Source organism: Bacillus cereus group sp. BfR-BA-01310, from assembly GCF_022664325.1.
In the GTDB taxonomy this organism is placed as follows: domain Bacteria; phylum Bacillota; class Bacilli; order Bacillales; family Bacillaceae_G; genus Bacillus_A; species Bacillus_A paramycoides.
This window is the reverse complement of sequence record NZ_JAKUHD010000001.1, coordinates 597177-616031: the sequence shown is the minus strand read 5'-3', so window position 1 is coordinate 616031 and position 18855 is coordinate 597177. Positions and strand designations below refer to the sequence as shown.

The window sequence follows — 18855 nt, the reverse complement described above, 5'->3', positions numbered from 1 at the left end:
TAGTCTCCTAATTTTTATTCTGTTAAGGCAAGCAAATACGAAGTATGTTATTTGCTTGCGACATATTATTATAAAATGTTTTTTATGAAATGTAAAAGAGCCATTTGTTATTTATGTTGAAAAGATAGCTCTTGTTTAATTGATTGTAAAGATTTGGCGAATAGTTCAGGCTCTTCTAAATCTGGAGAATGCGCCGAGTTTGGAAACCAAATCATCTTTTTAATAGGAGCTTGAATGATATCGCAATATTGTTGAACGAGTGCATAAGGAGTTTGATAATCATAGCGACCGGAACAAAAATAAACAGGAACGGATAAATTTGAAATAGACGAAAAGAAATCGATTGTTAGCATCTCTTCCCATAGTACTCCAGACTTTAAATTTCCTGTGAGAAACTTGAACCAATCTAACAGCGTATATTCAGGAGAAAAGAAACCTTTTCGTATGAAAGAAAAGGAAGATCCGTTTTGTATTGCTCCTCCAAATGTACCAAGCCACTTTCTTTGAATAATGAGACGTCTCGTATCTAAAAAGGGTGGTTTACCTAATTTTAAAAGAGAAGCTAGTGCTTTTTTATGGTCATGTTTTTTTGCCGAGTTAATTAAATGTTGGAATAGTAATTCCTCATTTTTCTTCATATGTACGATTTGACCGATGCCGATATAAGCCTCTATATATTCCGGACATTGACTAGCGATTTTCAGTCCGATAATACTCCCCCAAGAATGACCAGCGAGAAATAATTTTTGCTTATTGAACCTTTTAAGAAGATATTGGATGACTTCTTTTGCATCTGAAACAAATTGATCAATCGTAAAGTTTGATTGGATATCCCGCCATAAAAAGGATTTTCCTGCCCCACGTTGGTCCCAATTAATCACAATAAAATGCTTTTCTAACTCTTTCTGAAAATGTCGAATAAAGCCGATTTGAGCCATACCAGGTCCGCCGTGACAGCATAATAAAATAGGCTGTTCCACATTTTGCCCGCGTATAAGGAGAGATTGTTTCCGATCATTAATCATAACGCTTTCTATCGTAGCGATACTGTTAGGGATTAATTGCTTCTTTTCGTTATAAAACCGAGGGGTATGGCTACGAAAAAGCATATGTAAACCTCCTTTTCTTAAATGGTATGAATCGCACAGGCTCTTTCTGTTGCATATACTGCTAGAAAATCATTGTATCATAACATACTGGTTAGATTTCAAGCTTAGGCAATTAAGAGAGGAAGGAGAATGTGACGATTGGAGAAAGTATCGATTCTTTAAATAGACGTGAATCATATCGAGAGAAATAAAAGAAAGGATACTATGTTCCATATAAGAGCGTGTATCCTTTTTAACTTCTTTTATTTGTGTTTTGAAAATATAGAAACTAAACAGCATGATTTTGTTCATCAGCAGCTGCGCGTCGAAATGCTTCTTTTATTTGCTGATTTGTCTCTTCGTCTGCAATTTCTAAGTAAAAATCAACAGAGCGTTGTGCATCTTGTATAGCGAATTCTAATCCGTTCAAATAAAGAGTTGGGCATTCTTCAGTGATCTGAGGCTGAGGGTTTTTACCAGTTAAAAGGGTGTGAATTTGTACAAATTGGTGGAAATGTTTTATTTCATCTTGCCGAATTTCAAGGATCTGATTTCGTTCATTGTTTTCTCAATACTACGAATAGGTTTGTCGTTTTGTCGATATAAAGCGTCGTAATTGTCTGTCTGGAAATACATATGAACTCTCTCAGTATAGTTTTCTGTATACTACGAGGAAATAAGGGGCTATGTGCTTATCTATTACTGGACTAGAAAAATACGACAATATGTATGACCATAAAAGAAGAAGCTCCTTGTATATAAAAGGAGCTTCTTCTTTCGAGTGTCACGCACTAGCTTGATTAATATTTAGTTGTTTTTTTGAATACGGCCATCAATAATTGGCAGAATTGGTTCTTTTAATTGTTTTACATAATCGACTAACGCTTCAAAATCGTTTGGACCAGTTTCAGCATTTTTGCCATTTTTAAAGGATACGAATCCATCACCGCCGGAGGCTAAGAAGGCATTTGCAACTACGCTATACGTTTTAGAGGAAGCTAATTCTTCACCATTTGTTAAACGGATATTAGTAACCTTTTCGCCGTTCGGTTTATTTGCATCCCAAGTGTATTGAATACCTGAAATTTGGAGCATTCTCGTAGCTCCTTTTTGCCATTGTTGATTTAAAATATCACGAATATCTTGACCTGTTAAATCTACTTTAATTAATTGATTTCCGAAAGGTTGAATCCCATATAATTCGCCCCATGTAATATCCCCAGCGTCTAGATCGTTACGAATGCCACCAGGATTCATAAGAGCGATTTGTGCTTGCATTGTTTGGCGCTGTGCATCGGCAATTAAATTTCCAAGAGTAGATTCACCAGAATCGTTTTGTTTACGGTCGATAGGTGCTGTGGATTTCCCTACAACTTCATTTACAAGCGGTGCAATTTTTTCTTTATATTGATCTAATTTTTGTTTTACTTGTTTATCAGGCTCTACACCTTCATGGTACGTTGTAATAACTTCAGCTTTTTTCTTAACGATATCTTTTGTTTTTCTATCAATGGTTACATCTACGTCTGAGAAAGCCATTCCGTAAGAATTCGCTTGTACGATAAGTTTATTATTTACAGTACCATTTACATACGTATGACTATGTCCACCGAAAATAACATCAACTTCAGGGTCTGTTTCATTTGCAATACGGACAAGATCACCATTTGTTACACCAGTGTCATCAGTTGTACCTCCAACATGTGCGAGGACAACGATAGATTTAACGCCGAGACGCTTTAATTGTTGTGTGGATTTATTAATAGCTTCTACTTCATCAGTAATTTGTACATTTTTTAGCATAGTGGGCATAACGACATTTGGTGTATCCGTTGTAACAACCCCAATGAACCCTACAGGAACTCCATCAACCATTTTTACAGTAAATGGCGGTAAAAATAAGCGGCCAGTTGATTTATTATAGAAGTTTGCAGCGACATAAGGGAAGTTTGCTCCTTTGAAATTCCCTGTTTTTTCGTGATATCCACCGTAAATGAGGCGTTTCATTTCATCGATACCTTCATCGAATTCATGATTTCCAATTGTACCAACATCAAACTTTAAGTCATTTAAAAATTCAATAGTTGGTTCGTCTTGTAATAAAGCTGAAACTGGTGGGCTAGCACCGACAATATCTCCAGCATGCACAAGAAGTGTATTTGGATTTTGTTTTTTACGTTCTTTTAAATAAGTGGCTAAGTATTCAGCGCCACCAGCTTCTTTGTTATTAATTTTTTTTACAGTGTCTAGTTGTCCATGGAAATCATTAATACCAAGCATTTGTACGTCTATGTATCGGTTTTGTTCAGCAGGAGTCTGAGATGGAGGAGCGGCGAATACACTTGAAAAAGTCATGGTGCTTAAAATAGCGACAGCAGGAATAATTTTTTTCCACATGATTAGTTTCTCCTTTTTTATAATCTGACATCATACGACATAATTTTAATAGATTAATAGGAGTATATCTACAATAAAATTTAGTTTTTTCGAAAAATTAACATATTTACAAAAAATAAATAATAGAGAATGCGAGAGTAATGTACCTTTTTTATTGTCGATTTCACCGTGTATCCTCTATAATGGAGGAAAAAGTAAAAGGTGAGCAGTATGAAGAAAAAGAAACAAAGACAAATGCAAAGACAATCTCAAATGAATAAACCAGAGAAAGAATCACTTACATTAGGTGATCAATTGAACGATTCACTAATGCAACAATTAAAGAATAAGAAAAAAGAGTTGCAAGTAAGAGAAGAGGAAAAAGAGGCAGCTGAGCAAGAAAGAAAGCGTAAAGAGCAAAAAGAGCGTGAAAAGAATAAATCATTTGAAGAACTGTTAAGTGAAAGTAACCTTACTTGGAAAGACTTTAAATAATAAAAAATGATCAGTGAAATATCACTGATCATTTTTTTTGACGAGTTTGTAAGAAAAGGGGAGTTAAAATGAGAAAAATTGTAGTCGTTCCGTACGAAAATCATTGGAGTGAGAAATTCCAAATGGAAGCCGAAAGATTAAAATTGGCGATGCCAGAAACGGTGAAAATTTATCATATTGGCAGTACATCAGTGCCAGGACTTGCGGCTAAGCCAATCATTGATATGATAATGGAAGTAGACAGTATTGAAAGAGTGGATCATTGGAATAAACAATTTGACGAGCTTGGTTATATTGTGAAAGGGGAAAATGGCATTTCAGGTCGCCGTTTTTTTATTCATGGAACTGAGGAGAAACGCTCGTATCACTTGCACGTATTTGAAAAAGGAAATTCTGAGATTACAAGGCATTTAGCGTTTCGTGATTATATGATGGCTCATTGTGAAGAAGCTGAGGCATATGCAACTTTAAAGAAAGAACTGGCAGAAAAATATACATATGATGGCACGCTGTATACAGAAGGAAAAGATGAGTTTGTACGTAATGTTGATGAAAAAGCAAAAGAATGGATAGAAAATAATGTGAATGACTGAGTTCACGTTATTTTTATAAGGTGTATAAAATTATTATGTAAACTGTACGTATGTTTTGACTTTTTGGATGAATCTTGTTGAAATAAAGTGGTGGTTTATAAAAATGTAACAATGAAAGGGAGAACGAATGTGCATATTCCAACAACTACACTTCATAATGGCGTGAAAATGCCAATGATTGGCTTAGGCGTTTATAAAGCGAAAGAAGGCGACGAAGTAAAACAAGCAGTAAAAAAAGCGTTAGAAGTTGGATACCGTTCGATTGATACAGCGACTGTATATGAAAATGAAAGCGGTGTCGGAGAGGCGGTTCGTGAATCAGGAATCCCGCGAGAAGACTTATTTATTACAACGAAAGTTTGGAACGACGATCAAGGGTACGAGGAGACGCTCGAGGCATTTGAAAAAAGTTTAAAGAAATTACAAATGGACTACGTAGATTTATATTTAATACATTGGCCGATAAGAGGGAAGTATGTTGATACGTACCGAGCTTTAGAAAAATTGTATGAAGAAGGTAAAGTGCGTGCGATAGGTGTTTCTAATTTTCATAAACATCATTTAGAACTGTTATTACCAAATTGCAAAGTGAAGCCGATGGTAAACCAAGTGGAACTTCATCCAATGTTAGCGCAATTTGAATTGCGTAACTTCTGTCAAAATGAGCAAATTCAAATGGAAGCATGGAGTCCATTAATGAGGGGCGGGGAAGTATTCGAGCACCCAATTATTCAGGATATTGCTAACAAATATGAAAAAACACCCGCGCAAGTTATATTAAGATGGGATATTCAAAGTGGGATTGTGACAATTCCTAAATCTGTTACGCCATCTCGTATTGAAGAGAACTTTACTATTTTTGATTTCTCATTAACTGAAGAAGAGATGAATCAAATTAATACGTTAGATCGTAATTTACATGTAGGGACGAATCCTGATAAATATGATACGTTATAAAAAGACGCTACCAGTATGGTAGCGTCTTTTTAACGATGTAAAGCATATGTATCAAATTTTACAATTTGCTGAAGTTGTGTATATTCTTCTTCTGTTAAAGGTGTTTGTTTACCAGCATGTACATTTTCTTGCAACTGTTGAATAGAGCTTGCACCAGGTATAACAGATGCAACAGTTTCATTATGTAAGCAATATTGAATAGCTGTTCCTGTTAAAGAGTTTCCCCCGATTATTTCTTTTACACTTGCTAATGCTGTATTTAATTCATCATAAGAATAGGAGAGGTAATCTTTTTCTTTCACTTTTCCTATCTTCGTTTCATTGCTGTCAGTTAACAGTCCTTTTGCAAGTGGTCCGCGTGCGATGACACTAATTTGATGTTCATTAAGCAGCGAGAACCATTCTTCAGGGCGACGATTTAAAAGGTTGTACTCCATTAATACACTAACGATATTTGAACGTTTTGCATACTCACGGATGACATTTGGACGTATAGAAGAGATACCATAATGACGAATAATACCTTCTTTTTTTAATTCTTCAAAGGCTTCAACAGTTTCATCTATAGGATCTTCAATCGTCCCGCCATGCAGTTGATATAAATCAATATAATCTGTTTGAAGTCTACGTAAACTTTCTTTTACTTCGGCCTTTATGTAAGCTTTAGAAGGATCCCAAGACCAGCCGTTTTTTTCTTCTGTCCATCGATTTCCAACCTTTGTTGTAAGAACAATTTGATCTCGTTTTCCTTTCAGAGCTTTGCCGACAAATTCTTCATTTAATCCATAATCGTATAAGTCCGCTGTATCAAAAAAGTTAATTCCTAAATCGATTGCCTCATCGATAATACGCATAGCTTCTACTTCAGATGTACCGAGAGACATACAGCCAAATCCGATTTCCGTAACATATAAATCTGATTTTCCTAATTGACGTTTTTTCATAAGTCAACCTCCTTATCTTTATTGTACGAAAGGGGAAGAAGGTTGACAAACGTTTACTTTTTGTTTGCTGTAATCCACTCCTGCACAGTTGTATACTCTTTTCCATATTGTTTTAGTTTATGACGAATTTGCCATGCTTTGCCGACTAAAGTGACGCGATTTGGTAAAATATAAATTTTCATTTCTATCACGCTCCTTTCAATGTGGTAAAATGTATGAAGAACGATTAGGAAATAGAACAGGGAGATGAAGTAGTATGAGTAATCTTGCAGAAAGAACAGTAAAAACTGAACCGATTTTTGATGGTAGAGTTATAAAAGTTCGTGTTGATGATGTAGTATTACCAAATGGAGAAATGAGTAAACGTGAAATCGTAAATCACCCTGGGGCAGTTGCTATTATTGCTATTACTGATGAGGGGAAAATTGTACTTGTTGAGCAGTATCGTAAAGCTCTCGAAAAGGCAATTGTGGAAATTCCAGCTGGGAAGTTAGAACCTGGGGAAAAGCCAGAGGTAACAGCAGTTCGTGAATTAGAAGAAGAAACAGGATATGTATGTGAAAATATGGAATTTATCACATCTTTCTATACATCACCTGGTTTTGCAGACGAGATTTTATATGTATATAAAGCGACAGGATTAAAACAAAAAGAAAATAAAGCAGCTTTAGATGAAGATGAATTTGTGGAATTAATGGAAGTGTCATTAGAAGAAGCAATTTCTCTTATGGAAAATCATCGTATTCATGATGCGAAGACGATGTTTGCAGTACAATATTTACAATTACAAAAATAAAACACTCGCCTTAGGCGAGTGTTTTTTAATTAATTTTCGCATATACACGTGCATCGCGTAAGCTACCGTCTGGCGCTAGGAAATCATTTTCCATAGTACCCTCTAAAATAAATTCAAGACGTTCTGCTAAGCTACATGCATTTACATTTGTTGCATCAGTACGAATTTCAATTCTTCTAGCACCTAGTTTATCAAAGGCAAATTGAATGGCCCCTTTAACGGCTTCTGTCATATAGCCTTGCTTTGTATAAGCGCTATGTAACCAGAAGTGAAGTGAAAACTTTGGAATATCCCAGTTTTCAGGCTTAAGAGTAATAGCTCCGATGAATGTACCAGATACTTTATCGTATAAGTGAAAATCAAGTGTTTCACGAAGTAAAAACTGTCCGTGAGCTTCGCGAACAATTTCTTCAGCACTTTCTTCTGTTTCAGCTGTAATTGGCATCCACGGTAATAAGTCTTCTAGAGAAGCTTGGATTGCTTCATATACTTCTGTACCGTCACCTGGAAACGGCTTACGTACTTGCAAGCGCTCAGTTTGAAATAATGTTGGAAAATCTAACAATAATGGTTTCAAGAGAAATCCCTCCTATTCTCTACTATTTAGTTTAGCAAAGTAGAGCGGAATTTCAATGTTAATTCGTCATACTTTTTTCTTTCTCACATACATTTTTAGTAAGAGTGTGAACGGAGGGAAGGAAAATGTGGCGAAAAACTTGGCAAGACCGTGTAATGTCTCACATACAGGAAAATTCTTCACTATATATATTTAACTCTGTTTTATTATTGATGGGAGTAATATTTGGAGCGATTCTTGTGAATAGTTTACAAATAAACCAAAAGCAAGATTTATCATTTTATTTACAGCGTTTTTTTGGACAAGTTTCTAAAGGAGAATTTGCTATTGCGGGTGAAATGTTTCGAGAAAGTTACTTTTCGCAATTAAAATATATTGGCTTTATTTGGATTTTAGGGATTTCCATTATTGGATTGCCACTTATTTTTATCTTATTATTTTTAAAAGGAGTAGTTGTTGGATTTACAGTAGGTTTTTTAGTAAGTCAGCACGGATGGAATGGATTGCTATTAGCATTTGTATCTGTATTGCCGCAAAATTTAATTATAATTCCAGTGTTTCTTGTTATGACAACAATTGCTGCAAGCTTTTCTTTGAGAATGATTAGGCACCAATTTATCCGGAAAATAACTGAGCCACTATTACCGTTATTAATTCGTTATACATGCTTTTTTCTCGTGATTGGAGCAGTGTTAGCTATCGCTTCTAGCGTCGAAGCATATGCATCACCAATTTTAATGAAAGAAGTCGTGGAAGCTATTAATAAAAAATAAATACTTTTTGAGAATAATTATCAATTTGTTTTTATTGTTTTTTCTTTTGACAGAAGCCCTTCTTCTGATATAATGGTGTAAGAGTGGCGAGGAGGGAGTAGTACCGAATGGAAGAAAGAATTGAACGAATTAAGAAGCAATTACATGCAGCGAGCTATAAATTGACACCACAACGTGAAGCAACAGTTCGTGTGCTGCTAGAAAATGAAGAAGATCATTTAAGCGCAGAAGATGTATACCTCCTTGTAAAAGAAAAGTCGCCAGAGATCGGATTAGCAACCGTCTATCGAACTTTAGAGCTATTATCTGAGTTAAAAGTTGTCGATAAGATTAACTTCGGAGACGGTGTTTCACGCTATGACTTACGCCAAGAAGGTGCACAGCGTTTCCACCATCATTTAATCTGTACACAATGCGGTGCTGTACAAGAAATACAAGAAGATTTACTTGGTGAAGTGGAGAATAAAGTAGAACGAGACTGGAGCTTTAAGGTGAAAGATCATCGTTTAACATTCCATGGGATTTGTAAAAATTGTCAAGAAAATGAAACGGATGAAAAATAACCTTTTCCTATTTAACTAGGAAGAGGTTTTTTATTTGAATAAGGTATAAATCGGTGAAAGCTTGGCATATGTTGTAATAACTTATATTTTGGAGGAATTTACAATGCGCCGAGCTTTGAAATTAACTTTTGATGGGATGAAAGTATTTTTATTATTTACGAGTTGTACGATTTTGTTTTATTTCGCTATACTATGGATAAATGAAGAATATGAAAGTTACCATCGTTATGAAAAGCCAAAAGAAGAGACTGTAGAAAAAGTATCAGGGAATGAGGAGCCGGCAAAGGATGCTTTCGTAAATAGAATGATGTTTTTCTATGAAAATGGGGAGTAGTGTAGATTGGAAGATCAATTAAAAGATTTTATTCATTATATGATTGTTGAAAAAGGATTAGCGAAAAATACAGTTGTATCTTACGAACGTGATTTGAAAAGCTATGTGAAGTATTTGCAAAATGTAGAACAGACGAAGACATTTCATGAAGTGACACGCCTACACATTGTTAACTTTTTGCAGTATTTAAAAGAAAATGGGAAGTCTTCAAAAACATTGGCACGTCATATTGCATCGATTCGTTCGTTTCACCAATTTCTACTTCGTGAACGAGCGGTGGAGCATGACCCATCGGTACATATTGAAACGCCGCAAGGAGAACGGAAATTACCAAAAGTATTATCTGTTGACGAAGTAGAAGCGTTACTTCAAACACCGAAAGCGGCGAGTGCTTTCGGGATTCGTGATAAAGCAATGTTAGAGTTATTGTATGCAACAGGACTTCGTGTTTCAGAATTAATTGCATTAAATTTAGAAGATGTACACTTAACGATGGGGTTTGTTCGCTGCATAGGGAAAGGGAATAAAGAAAGAATCATTCCATTAGGAAGCTTAGCGACGGAAGCGATTCAAAAGTATATTGAAAAAGGTAGAAGAGAATTGATGGGGAAAAAAGCAGTAGATGCGCTCTTTTTAAACCATCATGGAAACCGATTATCGAGACAAGGGTTTTGGAAAATTTTAAAGCGATTAGCGAAAGAAGCAAATATTGAAAAAGAGCTTACACCGCATACGTTGCGTCACTCTTTTGCTACGCATTTATTAGAGAACGGGGCAGATTTGCGTGCTGTACAAGAAATGCTTGGACATGCAGATATTTCAACAACGCAAATCTATACACACGTTTCAAAAACTAGATTAAAAGATGTATATAAACAGTTCCATCCGAGAGCATAGTTATTATGCTCTTTTTTTTCATAGATTGAGAAGAGTAAAGCACTTCACAGAAACTTCACAAACATTTCGTACATTGTTTTCAGCAGAAGACTAGAATATTACAATGTATTTCCTCTATACTAAGGAAAGTATGAAGGAGGAAATGAAGATGAAAAAACTTATTATTACATTATTTATCGCGATGCTAGCACTAGCTGGCTGTAATACAAACAAAGAAGAACCGAAAAAAGAAAAGAAACTTGAAGCTATAAACGTAGCAATTCAAACGAATCCGAAAGAAATAAAACCTGGTGAAAAAACAGAAGTACAAGCACTTGTTACACAAGGAAAAGAAAGAGTGACGGATGCTGATGACGTAAAGTTTGAGATTTGGAAAGATGGCGACGAAAAACACGAGATGTTAAATGGTAAGCATAAAGGGAAAGGTGTTTATGCTGTAGAGAAAACATTTGAAACTGATGGAGTATATCATATTATTCCTCATACAAATGCACGTGATATGCACGTTATGCCAGAACACAAAATTGCTGTAGGGAATGCGAAAGTAGAAGATGCGAAAAAAGAAAATAGCGATCACAGTGCAGGACATGGCGATCATAAAAGTGACACAATGATTCACCTTATGGCTGGTGACATAAAAGCAAATGCTGAATCAACAATGAAAGTTCATTTAAAGCAAAAAGAAGAAGCGTTAACTGGTGCTGAAGTTCAACTTGAGATTTGGAAAGATGGTGTTGAAAAACACGAATTTATTCCAGCGAAAGAAGGAAATAAAGGAGAGTATGAAACGAAACATACTTTCAAAGAGAACGGCTCTTACAAAGTGAAAGTTCATGTAAGAAAAGGCGAACTGCATGAACATAAAGAAGAAACAGTAGAAGTAAAATAAAAAAGCAGCTCTTTAGAGCCGCTTTTTTATTTTTATATTAGGAAATTATTCATAAAATGATTAGCACTTCTTTGCAGAATGGATTACAATAGAAGTGTGAAGAAAATGAGAAATTCTATGAAAATGTATTAAAAAGAAAGCGTAAACATGTTATGATATCAATATCAGATGTCTGACATCTGACTTAGAAAAAACTAGAAATGTTTTTCAGTCGTTTCAAGTAAAACGAAATAGGTTAGAGAATGATTTAAAGAAGTACTGTTTGACAATGAGAACGAAAGATAATTCTTATGGATAACAGTTTCACTTTATAGCGTTTTGAACATACTACAAGAAGTAGAACTGAACTTATAGGAGGTCGCAGTTATGAATAAATATAAACGTATTTTCCTAGTCGTAATGGACTCAGTAGGGATCGGTGAAGCACCAGATGCTGAGCAATTTGGTGATTTAGGTTCTGATACAATTGGTCACATTGCTGAACATATGAATGGATTACAAATGCCAAACATGGTGAAACTAGGTCTTGGTAACATTCGTGAAATGAAAGGAATCTCTAAAGTAGAGAAACCGCTTGGATATTATACAAAAATGCAAGAGAAATCTACTGGTAAAGATACAATGACAGGTCACTGGGAAATCATGGGCCTATATATTGATACACCATTCCAAGTGTTCCCTGAAGGATTCCCGAAAGAATTACTTGATGAATTAGAGGCAAAAACAGGCCGTAAAATTATCGGTAATAAGCCAGCTTCTGGAACTGAGATTCTTGATGAACTTGGTCAAGAGCAAATGGAAACAGGTTCTTTAATCGTTTACACTTCTGCTGATAGCGTATTACAAATCGCAGCTCATGAAGAAGTAGTACCACTTGAAGAACTATATAAAATTTGTAAAATCGCACGTGAACTAACATTAGATGAGAAGTACATGGTAGGACGTGTTATCGCTCGTCCGTTCGTTGGAGAACCAGGAAACTTCACACGTACACCAAATCGTCATGACTATGCGTTAAAACCATTTGGTCGCACAGTCATGAATGAACTAAAAGATAGCGATTATGACGTAATTGCTATTGGTAAAATTTCTGATATTTATGATGGAGAAGGGGTAACTGAATCACTTCGTACGAAGTCTAATATGGATGGAATGGATAAGCTTGTAGATACATTAAATATGGACTTTACAGGTCTTAGCTTCTTAAACTTAGTTGACTTTGATGCATTATTCGGTCATCGCCGTGACCCACAAGGATACGGAGAAGCATTACAAGAATATGATGCACGTCTTCCAGAAGTATTCGAAAAACTAAAAGAAGATGATCTATTATTAATTACAGCAGACCACGGTAATGATCCAGTTCACCACGGTACTGATCATACACGTGAATATGTGCCGTTATTAGCATATAGCCCAAGCATGAAAGATGGCGGACAAGAATTATCACTTCGTCAAACATTTGCTGATATTGGTGCAACTGTAGCAGAAAACTTTAACGTTAAAATGCCAGAACACGGAACAAGCTTCTTAAACGAGCTAAAGAAATAGGGGGATAAACAAATGAATCGTGAACTTATTACAAAATCAGCTTCATACTTAAAAGAGCAATTTCAAGAGACACCACAAGTAGGACTAATCCTTGGATCTGGACTAGGTGTATTAGCAGATGAAATCGAGAATGCAGTAACAGTACCATACAGTGAAATCCCTGAATTCCCAGTTTCAACTGTAGAAGGTCATGCAGGTCAATTAGTATTTGGTACACTTCAAGGTGTAACAGTAGTAGCAATGCAAGGACGTTTCCATTTCTACGAAGGATATGATATGCAAAAAGTAACATTCCCAGTTCGTGTTATGAAAGAACTAGGTGTAGAAACAGTTGTTGTAACGAATGCAGCTGGTGGTGTAAATACATCATTTGAACCAGGCGATCTTATGTTAATCTCAGATCACATTAACTTCATGGGTACGAATCCATTAATCGGACCGAATGATTCTGAAATGGGTGTACGCTTCCCTGATATGTCTACATCATATACGACAGAACTTCGCGAAATGGCGAAACAAGTTGCAGCAGATTTAAACATTAAAGTACAGGAAGGTGTATACGTTGGAATGACAGGTCCTGTATATGAAACACCTGCTGAAATTCGTATGCTTCGTACACTTGGCGGAGATGCAGTTGGTATGTCAACTGTACCTGAAGTAATTGTAGCGCGTCATGCTGGTATGAAAGTACTTGGTATTTCTTGTATTTCAAATATGGCAGCTGGTATTTTAGATCAGCCACTTCACCACGATGAAGTAATTGAAACGACAGAACGTGTTAAAGCTAACTTCTTAGCATTAGTAAAAGCAATTGTAAAACAAATGAAGGGGTGACTTCACAATGAGAATGGTGGACCTAATCGCAAAAAAACGTGATGGACATGCATTAACGACAGAAGAAATTAACTTTATCGTTGAAGGATACACAAATGGTAATATTCCAGATTATCAAATGAGTTCACTTGCAATGGCGATTTTCTTCCAAGATATGAATGAACAAGAACGTGCTGATTTAACGATGGCAATGGTAAATAGCGGCGATACAATTGATTTATCAGCAATTGAAGGGGTCAAAGTAGATAAGCATTCAACAGGTGGTGTTGGTGATACAACGACACTTGTATTAGGTCCATTAGTAGCTGCTTTAGATGTACCAGTTGCCAAAATGTCTGGACGTGGTCTAGGACATACAGGTGGTACAATTGATAAATTAGAGGCAGTACCAGGATTCCATGTTGAAATCGAAAATAATGAATTCATGCGTCTTGTAAATGAAAATAAAATTGCTGTTATCGGCCAAAGTGGAAACTTAACACCTGCTGATAAAAAGTTATATGCGCTTCGTGATGTAACGGCAACAGTAAACTCTATTCCGCTTATTGCAAGCTCGATTATGAGTAAGAAAATTGCTGCTGGAGCGGATGCAATCGTTCTTGATGTAAAAACAGGAGCGGGTGCATTTATGAAAACAGACGAAGATGCGAAACGTTTAGCGGAAGCAATGGTACGAATCGGTAATAACGTTGGTCGTAAGACGATGGCGGTTATTTCTGATATGAGTCAGCCACTTGGTGAGGCAATCGGTAATGCATTAGAAGTACAAGAAGCAATTGATACATTACAAGGTAAGGGACCGAAAGATTTAGAAGAGCTATGTTTAACGCTTGGAAGTCAAATGGTATACCTTGCTGGACAAGCTTCATCATTAGAAGATGCACGTGAAAAATTAATTGAAGTAATGAACAATGGAAAAGCGCTAGAAGCGTTTAAAACGTTCTTATCGGCGCAGGGCGGCGATGCTTCTGTTGTTGATGATCCTTCTAAATTACCACAAGCACAATTTAAAATTGAAGTGGAAGCGAAAGAAGACGGTTACGTATCGGAAATCGTTGCAGATGAAATTGGAACAGCAGCAATGCTTTTAGGAGCAGGGCGTGCTACCAAAGAGTCTGAAATCGATTTAGCAGTTGGTCTAATGCTTCGCAAAAAAGTAGGCGATAGCGTGAAAAAAGGTGATTCTCTTGTTACAATTTACGCAAACCGCGAAAATGTTGAAGATGTTAAAGCGAAAATTTATGAGAACATGAAAATCGCTAAAGAACACGTAGATGCACCGACTTTAGTACACGGTATTGTAACAAAGTAATAAAAAAAAGCTGAGGAGATTTCTCCTTGGCTTTTTTTACTATTTTTTGTTTATAATAATAATGGGTGAAATTATGATTAGAATTTGTGCAGTAACGAAAAAAAATGAAGTTTTATATGATGTTTCGCTAGAAGAAACGAAAAAAGAAAACATCGTATGGTATTGGCTTGATTTATATAAGCCGACGAAAGAAGAGTATACATATATTTTACAAGATCACTTCAAGTTCCATCCCCTTGCAATTGAAGATTGTGTAGAGTATGTACAGAGGCCAAAGGTAGACTTTTATGATGGATATAATTTCTTAGTTCTCCATGCATTTGGAGAAGATGGATTGGAGCCGCATGAAATCGATTTATTTGTTAGCGATCGATTTGTTGTTTCTTTCCATTTCTCTCATAACAATGCGATTGAAAGAGTATGGAAAACGCTCGGTGAGAAGAAACGTATTAAGAAGAGCCCTTTACATGTAGCACATACAATTATTGACCAAATTGTAGATGATTATTTCGCACCTGTTTATTACATTGAAGACCATTTAAATGCAATTGATGATAATTTAACGGGTGAGACAGCAGGAAGTGTGCTAGAAGAGGTATTTGATATTCGTTCAGATTTATCTAAGCTAAGACGTACGATTATTCCGATGCGTGATTTATTGTATCGCATTTTAAATTCAACTCGTTTTTACGGTATAAGCGATCATGAAATTTATTTTAAAGATATACATGATCATTTGCTTAAACTGACAGAGATGATTGAAGCGAGCCGTGAATTAACAGCAGATATTCGAGATAGCTACTTTTCATTGAATTCCCACCATATGAACAACATTATGAAAACATTAACTGTATTCTCGACTATTTTCATGCCATTAACATTTATTGCAGGGGTATATGGCATGAACTTTTCGCATATGCCAGAGCTTGGCGGACAGTATAGTTATTTTATTTGTTTATTTTTAATGGCTTTAATTGGCGGAGGAATGATGGTTTGGTTTTACAAAAAAGGATGGTTTAAGTAAAAAAACACCGAGAAATACTCGGTGTTTTTTACTAGCCAATAGCGTGTAATACGAACATGGCTAAGAATAAGCATGCAATGATATACATGGATGGTGCGACTTCTTTACGCTTTCCAAGAGCAACTTTCAAGATAGGATAAGCAATAAATCCGAACGCAATGCCATCAGCGATACTATATGTGAACGGAATCATAACGATAATTAAAAACGCTGGAAATCCTTCTGAAAAGTCGTTCAGAGGAATTTGTTGAATGCTTGTAATCATCAGGCCGCCAATAATAATTAAGATTGGTGCAATGGCACTATTAGGAATTAGTTTGACAAACGGAAGCGCAAACAGTGATGCGAAGAATAACAATCCTGTAACGATAGACGTCAGACCTGTCTTCCCGCCTGCAGTAATACCTGCGGCACTCTCTACAGTTGAAACGGTAGGGCTTGTGCCAAATAGACCACATGTCATTGCTGAAATTGCATTTGCTTGGTAAGCACGTGGGAATTTACGGTCATCTTCTAATAAACCGTGTAAAAGTCCCATGTTCTCAAAAATAAGCACCATGCTTAAGGAAAATGTTGCAATCCAAAACGGTAAGGAAGAAAGTTTCCCAAATGACATAGCTCCAAATACATCGCCGTAATTAGCGAATGAAAACGAACTATTTCCCACTTGACTCGTATCTACAAGGCCGAACAGCCATGCAATACCAGTTCCAATTGCAATCGTCCATAAAAAGTTTCCACGTACGTTACGCACAAATAGCACAAGTGCCACAATAAGAGTAAGTAGTGTTGCAAGAACGACAGGACTACTTAATTTCCCCATTGCTACAGCAGTAGTAGGATGCGAAACGACTAAACCACCTTTTTGCAAGCCGATGAAAGCTAAAAATAACCCGATACCGACAGTGATCGCTTCCTTTAATGACTTTGGAATCGATACCGAAAGCACGCGAGCAATCGGTGTAAACGCGGCAATTGCAAAAATAATACCAGAGATAAAGACAGCAGCTAATGCTTCTTGCCAAGTTAAACCAAGCGTATGCACAGCAGTGTACGTGAAGAATGCATTTACACCCATACCAGGGACAAGAATAGCAGGTGCATTTGCCCAAAATGCCATGAGTAGACATCCGACAAATGAACTAAAAACAGTTGCCAAAATTCCTGCCTCAAGAGGAATGCCGGCATCTGATAAGATTGACGCATTTACAATCATAATATAAACGATTGTGAAAAATGACGTGACTCCAGCTAAAACTTCTTGTTTTGGTGATGTTTGGTGTAAGTCTAATTTAAATGTTCTTTCAAGTATTCCTTTCATGTTAAACCTTCTTTTTCATATCCCTCTCCCACCCGTGATATCTCTTTTGTAAGAGCTCACCGTCCTTTATTATATCAGAACATCATGTTTTTACAACAACGAAAATGATAACGGTTACTTATAAATGAAATTATTTATAAATACGTAAAAATAGCCCGGATAGATGAAATGATTTCTAATTCTCCTGATTGAATGGGCGGAGCTGCGTGCGCTTGCAAAGTAGCATAGGATGCAACCTCCCGTGGTAATTGGACAGATTCTTCAACGAATGAGAGTGGAACAGGATTAATATTTAAATTGTATGTACTCGCAATTGTACGAGCTTTGTCTACTGCTTGTTGCAGAGCCTGAATGAGAGCTTGCTCATAATATTTATTTGGATGAGATATTCGAAAACGTAACCCTTTTGCTACATTTGCACCATTCGAAACGGCTATATCATATACTTCCCCTGCTTTTTGCACATTTAAAACGGTAATTTCATACAAATGCTCCACACGGTATCCTTGTAGTAATGCTTTATCATTTACATATTCGTATTGAGGAGTAATCGTATAAGAAATGGTTTCTATATCTTTATCGGCAATACCGAGCTGTTTGAGTGCATCCAGCAATTGTTTCGATTGTATCGCATTTTCTTCTTGCGCCTGTTTTACATTTTTACTATCTGTTCGAATTCCGAGTGTTAATATGACAACATTTGGTTTTGCTTTTACAATGCCTTCTCCTTGTACAGTAATAGTAGCTTCTTTACCAGCATTTGTCGTACGGATATTATGTAAATACGGATTCATTCCACCTTGCATTTTGCATCACCATCCTTTTTTATCCCGCTATTTGCGGACAGTAAGACTGCCCGTAAAATCCCAATTGGTGTGGGCTAATAATCAGTGGGGGATGGAGACCTCCCCACTGATTAAAGTTTCACTTTATATGTATATGTGTGAACAAAAAAGAAAATCGTATGAAAAAAGTTACATAAATGAGAATGATGAGGAAATAAAGCATATACAACAGAGGTATTTATAGATTATAATATGTGTAAATATGATAAAAAAGGGACGAGGCTAGTGAACGAAAAAAGAGAAACACTGATTTTAGATTTATCTGCATCATTTCGAAAGATGATACGTTTATTACAGAATGATATTAATACACGTTTTTCAGAGCATATGCCATATAATGAATTCTCTGTACTACGTGCGTTATTTTTAAAAAGTCCACAGATGGCTTCGCAAATTGCGAGTGAAGTAAACGTAACCTCCAGTCATATTACAGCTGTAACAGATCGTCTCGTACGAAAAGGATTTGTAGAAAGAAAACGTTCAAATTCAGATCGTCGTATCGTGTACTTAGAAATTACAGAACACGGACGAGAAGTAACTGAAAAACTTGAAGCTGTGCGTAAAGAATATTATAAAGAGAAATTTAAAGGTTGGAGCGACCAAGAGATAGAAATGGTTTTAGAACTATTTGGCCGCGTATTATAATAAATGAGGATAGGAAGCGAGAGCTTTCCTATCCTTTTTCT

General features: G+C 36.2%; 21 protein-coding genes and 1 pseudogene. 14 read left to right on the top strand and 8 right to left on the bottom strand.

The genetic code is table 11. The features are described 5' to 3' along the window. Nucleotides 1-107 precede the first annotated feature (107 nt). From MR109_RS03160 to MR109_RS03150, 3 genes and pseudogenes are all read right to left on the bottom strand, one after another. Nucleotides 108-1109 carry an alpha/beta fold hydrolase gene (locus MR109_RS03160; protein ID WP_242270958.1) on the bottom strand — a complete coding sequence of 334 codons (1002 nt, stop codon included), beginning with the start codon at nt 1107-1109 and terminating at the stop codon, nt 108-110. Between the two features lie 268 nt (nt 1110-1377). Further along, nucleotides 1378-1724 (bottom strand): annotated as a pseudogene (locus tag MR109_RS03155) (ferritin-like domain-containing protein). A gap of 171 nt (nt 1725-1895) precedes the next feature. Beyond that, entirely contained in the window at nt 1896-3485 is a 1590-nt protein-coding gene (locus MR109_RS03150) for a bifunctional metallophosphatase/5'-nucleotidase (protein ID WP_242270956.1), read from the bottom strand. A 210-nt stretch (nt 3486-3695) separates the two neighbouring features. Here MR109_RS03150 and MR109_RS03145 point away from each other — a divergent pair, with 210 nt between their 5' ends. The 3 genes from MR109_RS03145 to MR109_RS03135 all read left to right on the top strand — a co-directional run bounded on the left by MR109_RS03145 (nt 3696) and on the right by MR109_RS03135 (nt 5509). Further along, nucleotides 3696-3959, top strand: a complete 264-nt coding sequence (locus MR109_RS03145) for a YqkE family protein (protein WP_142322712.1) — start codon at nt 3696-3698, stop codon at nt 3957-3959. A gap of 68 nt (nt 3960-4027) precedes the next feature. Next, entirely contained in the window at nt 4028-4552 is a 525-nt protein-coding gene (locus tag MR109_RS03140) for a GrpB family protein (protein WP_025150129.1), read from the top strand. 129 nt (nt 4553-4681) lie between these two features. After that, the gene (locus tag MR109_RS03135; RefSeq protein ID WP_098473339.1) at nt 4682-5509 is read left to right on the top strand and encodes an aldo/keto reductase; all 828 of its coding nucleotides are present in this window, start codon (nt 4682-4684) and stop codon (nt 5507-5509) included. Between the two features lie 29 nt (nt 5510-5538). On the opposite strand, the gene MR109_RS03130 is transcribed toward MR109_RS03135, so the two are convergent. Both MR109_RS03130 and mciZ read right to left on the bottom strand, forming a co-directional pair. Further along, the gene (locus MR109_RS03130; RefSeq protein ID WP_242270954.1) at nt 5539-6453 is read right to left on the bottom strand and encodes an aldo/keto reductase; all 915 of its coding nucleotides are present in this window, start codon (nt 6451-6453) and stop codon (nt 5539-5541) included. 53 nt (nt 6454-6506) lie between these two features. Continuing rightward, nucleotides 6507-6635 carry a Z-ring formation inhibitor MciZ gene (mciZ, locus tag MR109_RS03125; RefSeq protein WP_002173323.1) on the bottom strand — a complete coding sequence of 43 codons (129 nt, stop codon included), beginning with the start codon at nt 6633-6635 and terminating at the stop codon, nt 6507-6509. A 74-nt stretch (nt 6636-6709) separates the two neighbouring features. Between mciZ and MR109_RS03120 the strand changes: the two genes are divergently transcribed. Next, a complete protein-coding gene (locus tag MR109_RS03120; protein WP_002173322.1) occupies nt 6710-7249 on the top strand; it encodes an NUDIX domain-containing protein in 540 nt (179 codons plus the stop codon). A gap of 25 nt (nt 7250-7274) precedes the next feature. Here the strand turns inward: MR109_RS03120 and MR109_RS03115 are convergent, their stop codons facing one another. Further along, complete coding sequence (locus MR109_RS03115; RefSeq protein WP_002173321.1) at nt 7275-7826, bottom strand: GNAT family N-acetyltransferase; 552 nt, start codon at nt 7824-7826, stop codon at nt 7275-7277. Between the two features lie 155 nt (nt 7827-7981). Between MR109_RS03115 and spoIIM the strand changes: the two genes are divergently transcribed. The 9 genes from spoIIM to corA all read left to right on the top strand — a co-directional run bounded on the left by spoIIM (nt 7982) and on the right by corA (nt 16003). After that, a complete protein-coding gene (gene spoIIM, locus MR109_RS03110) occupies nt 7982-8599 on the top strand; it encodes a stage II sporulation protein M (protein ID WP_231595869.1) in 618 nt (205 codons plus the stop codon). Nucleotides 8600-8706: 107 nt separating this feature from the next. Next, complete coding sequence (gene fur, locus MR109_RS03105) at nt 8707-9162, top strand: ferric iron uptake transcriptional regulator (RefSeq protein ID WP_000392654.1); 456 nt, start codon at nt 8707-8709, stop codon at nt 9160-9162. A gap of 103 nt (nt 9163-9265) precedes the next feature. Continuing rightward, the gene (locus MR109_RS03100; protein WP_001250436.1) at nt 9266-9496 is read left to right on the top strand and encodes a YqzK family protein; all 231 of its coding nucleotides are present in this window, start codon (nt 9266-9268) and stop codon (nt 9494-9496) included. A gap of 6 nt (nt 9497-9502) precedes the next feature. Beyond that, nucleotides 9503-10393, top strand: coding sequence for a site-specific tyrosine recombinase XerD (gene xerD, locus MR109_RS03095; RefSeq protein ID WP_002173319.1), 891 nt, complete (start codon nt 9503-9505; stop codon nt 10391-10393). Nucleotides 10394-10541: 148 nt separating this feature from the next. Then, complete coding sequence (locus MR109_RS03090; RefSeq protein ID WP_242270951.1) at nt 10542-11282, top strand: FixH family protein; 741 nt, start codon at nt 10542-10544, stop codon at nt 11280-11282. A 366-nt stretch (nt 11283-11648) separates the two neighbouring features. Further along, complete coding sequence (deoB, locus tag MR109_RS03085) at nt 11649-12833, top strand: phosphopentomutase (protein WP_048374103.1); 1185 nt, start codon at nt 11649-11651, stop codon at nt 12831-12833. A 12-nt stretch (nt 12834-12845) separates the two neighbouring features. Continuing rightward, nucleotides 12846-13667, top strand: a complete 822-nt coding sequence (locus MR109_RS03080; protein WP_025150135.1) for a purine-nucleoside phosphorylase — start codon at nt 12846-12848, stop codon at nt 13665-13667. A gap of 7 nt (nt 13668-13674) precedes the next feature. Next, a complete protein-coding gene (locus MR109_RS03075; protein ID WP_098303890.1) occupies nt 13675-14979 on the top strand; it encodes a pyrimidine-nucleoside phosphorylase in 1305 nt (434 codons plus the stop codon). A 61-nt stretch (nt 14980-15040) separates the two neighbouring features. After that, nucleotides 15041-16003 (top strand): magnesium/cobalt transporter CorA, encoded by a 963-nt coding sequence (gene corA, locus MR109_RS03070; protein ID WP_141548731.1) that lies wholly within the window; start codon nt 15041-15043, stop codon nt 16001-16003. Between the two features lie 31 nt (nt 16004-16034). On the opposite strand, the gene MR109_RS03065 is transcribed toward corA, so the two are convergent. Together MR109_RS03065 and MR109_RS03060 are read right to left on the bottom strand one after the other, a co-directional pair. After that, nucleotides 16035-17324, bottom strand: coding sequence for an NCS2 family permease (locus MR109_RS03065; protein ID WP_178939004.1), 1290 nt, complete (start codon nt 17322-17324; stop codon nt 16035-16037). A 134-nt stretch (nt 17325-17458) separates the two neighbouring features. Next, nucleotides 17459-18130, bottom strand: a complete 672-nt coding sequence (locus MR109_RS03060) for an SIMPL domain-containing protein (RefSeq protein ID WP_048374100.1) — start codon at nt 18128-18130, stop codon at nt 17459-17461. Between the two features lie 264 nt (nt 18131-18394). Here MR109_RS03060 and MR109_RS03055 point away from each other — a divergent pair, with 264 nt between their 5' ends. After that, nucleotides 18395-18814 (top strand): MarR family winged helix-turn-helix transcriptional regulator, encoded by a 420-nt coding sequence (locus tag MR109_RS03055; protein ID WP_002173310.1) that lies wholly within the window; start codon nt 18395-18397, stop codon nt 18812-18814. The last annotated feature ends 41 nt before the right edge of the window (nt 18815-18855 follow it).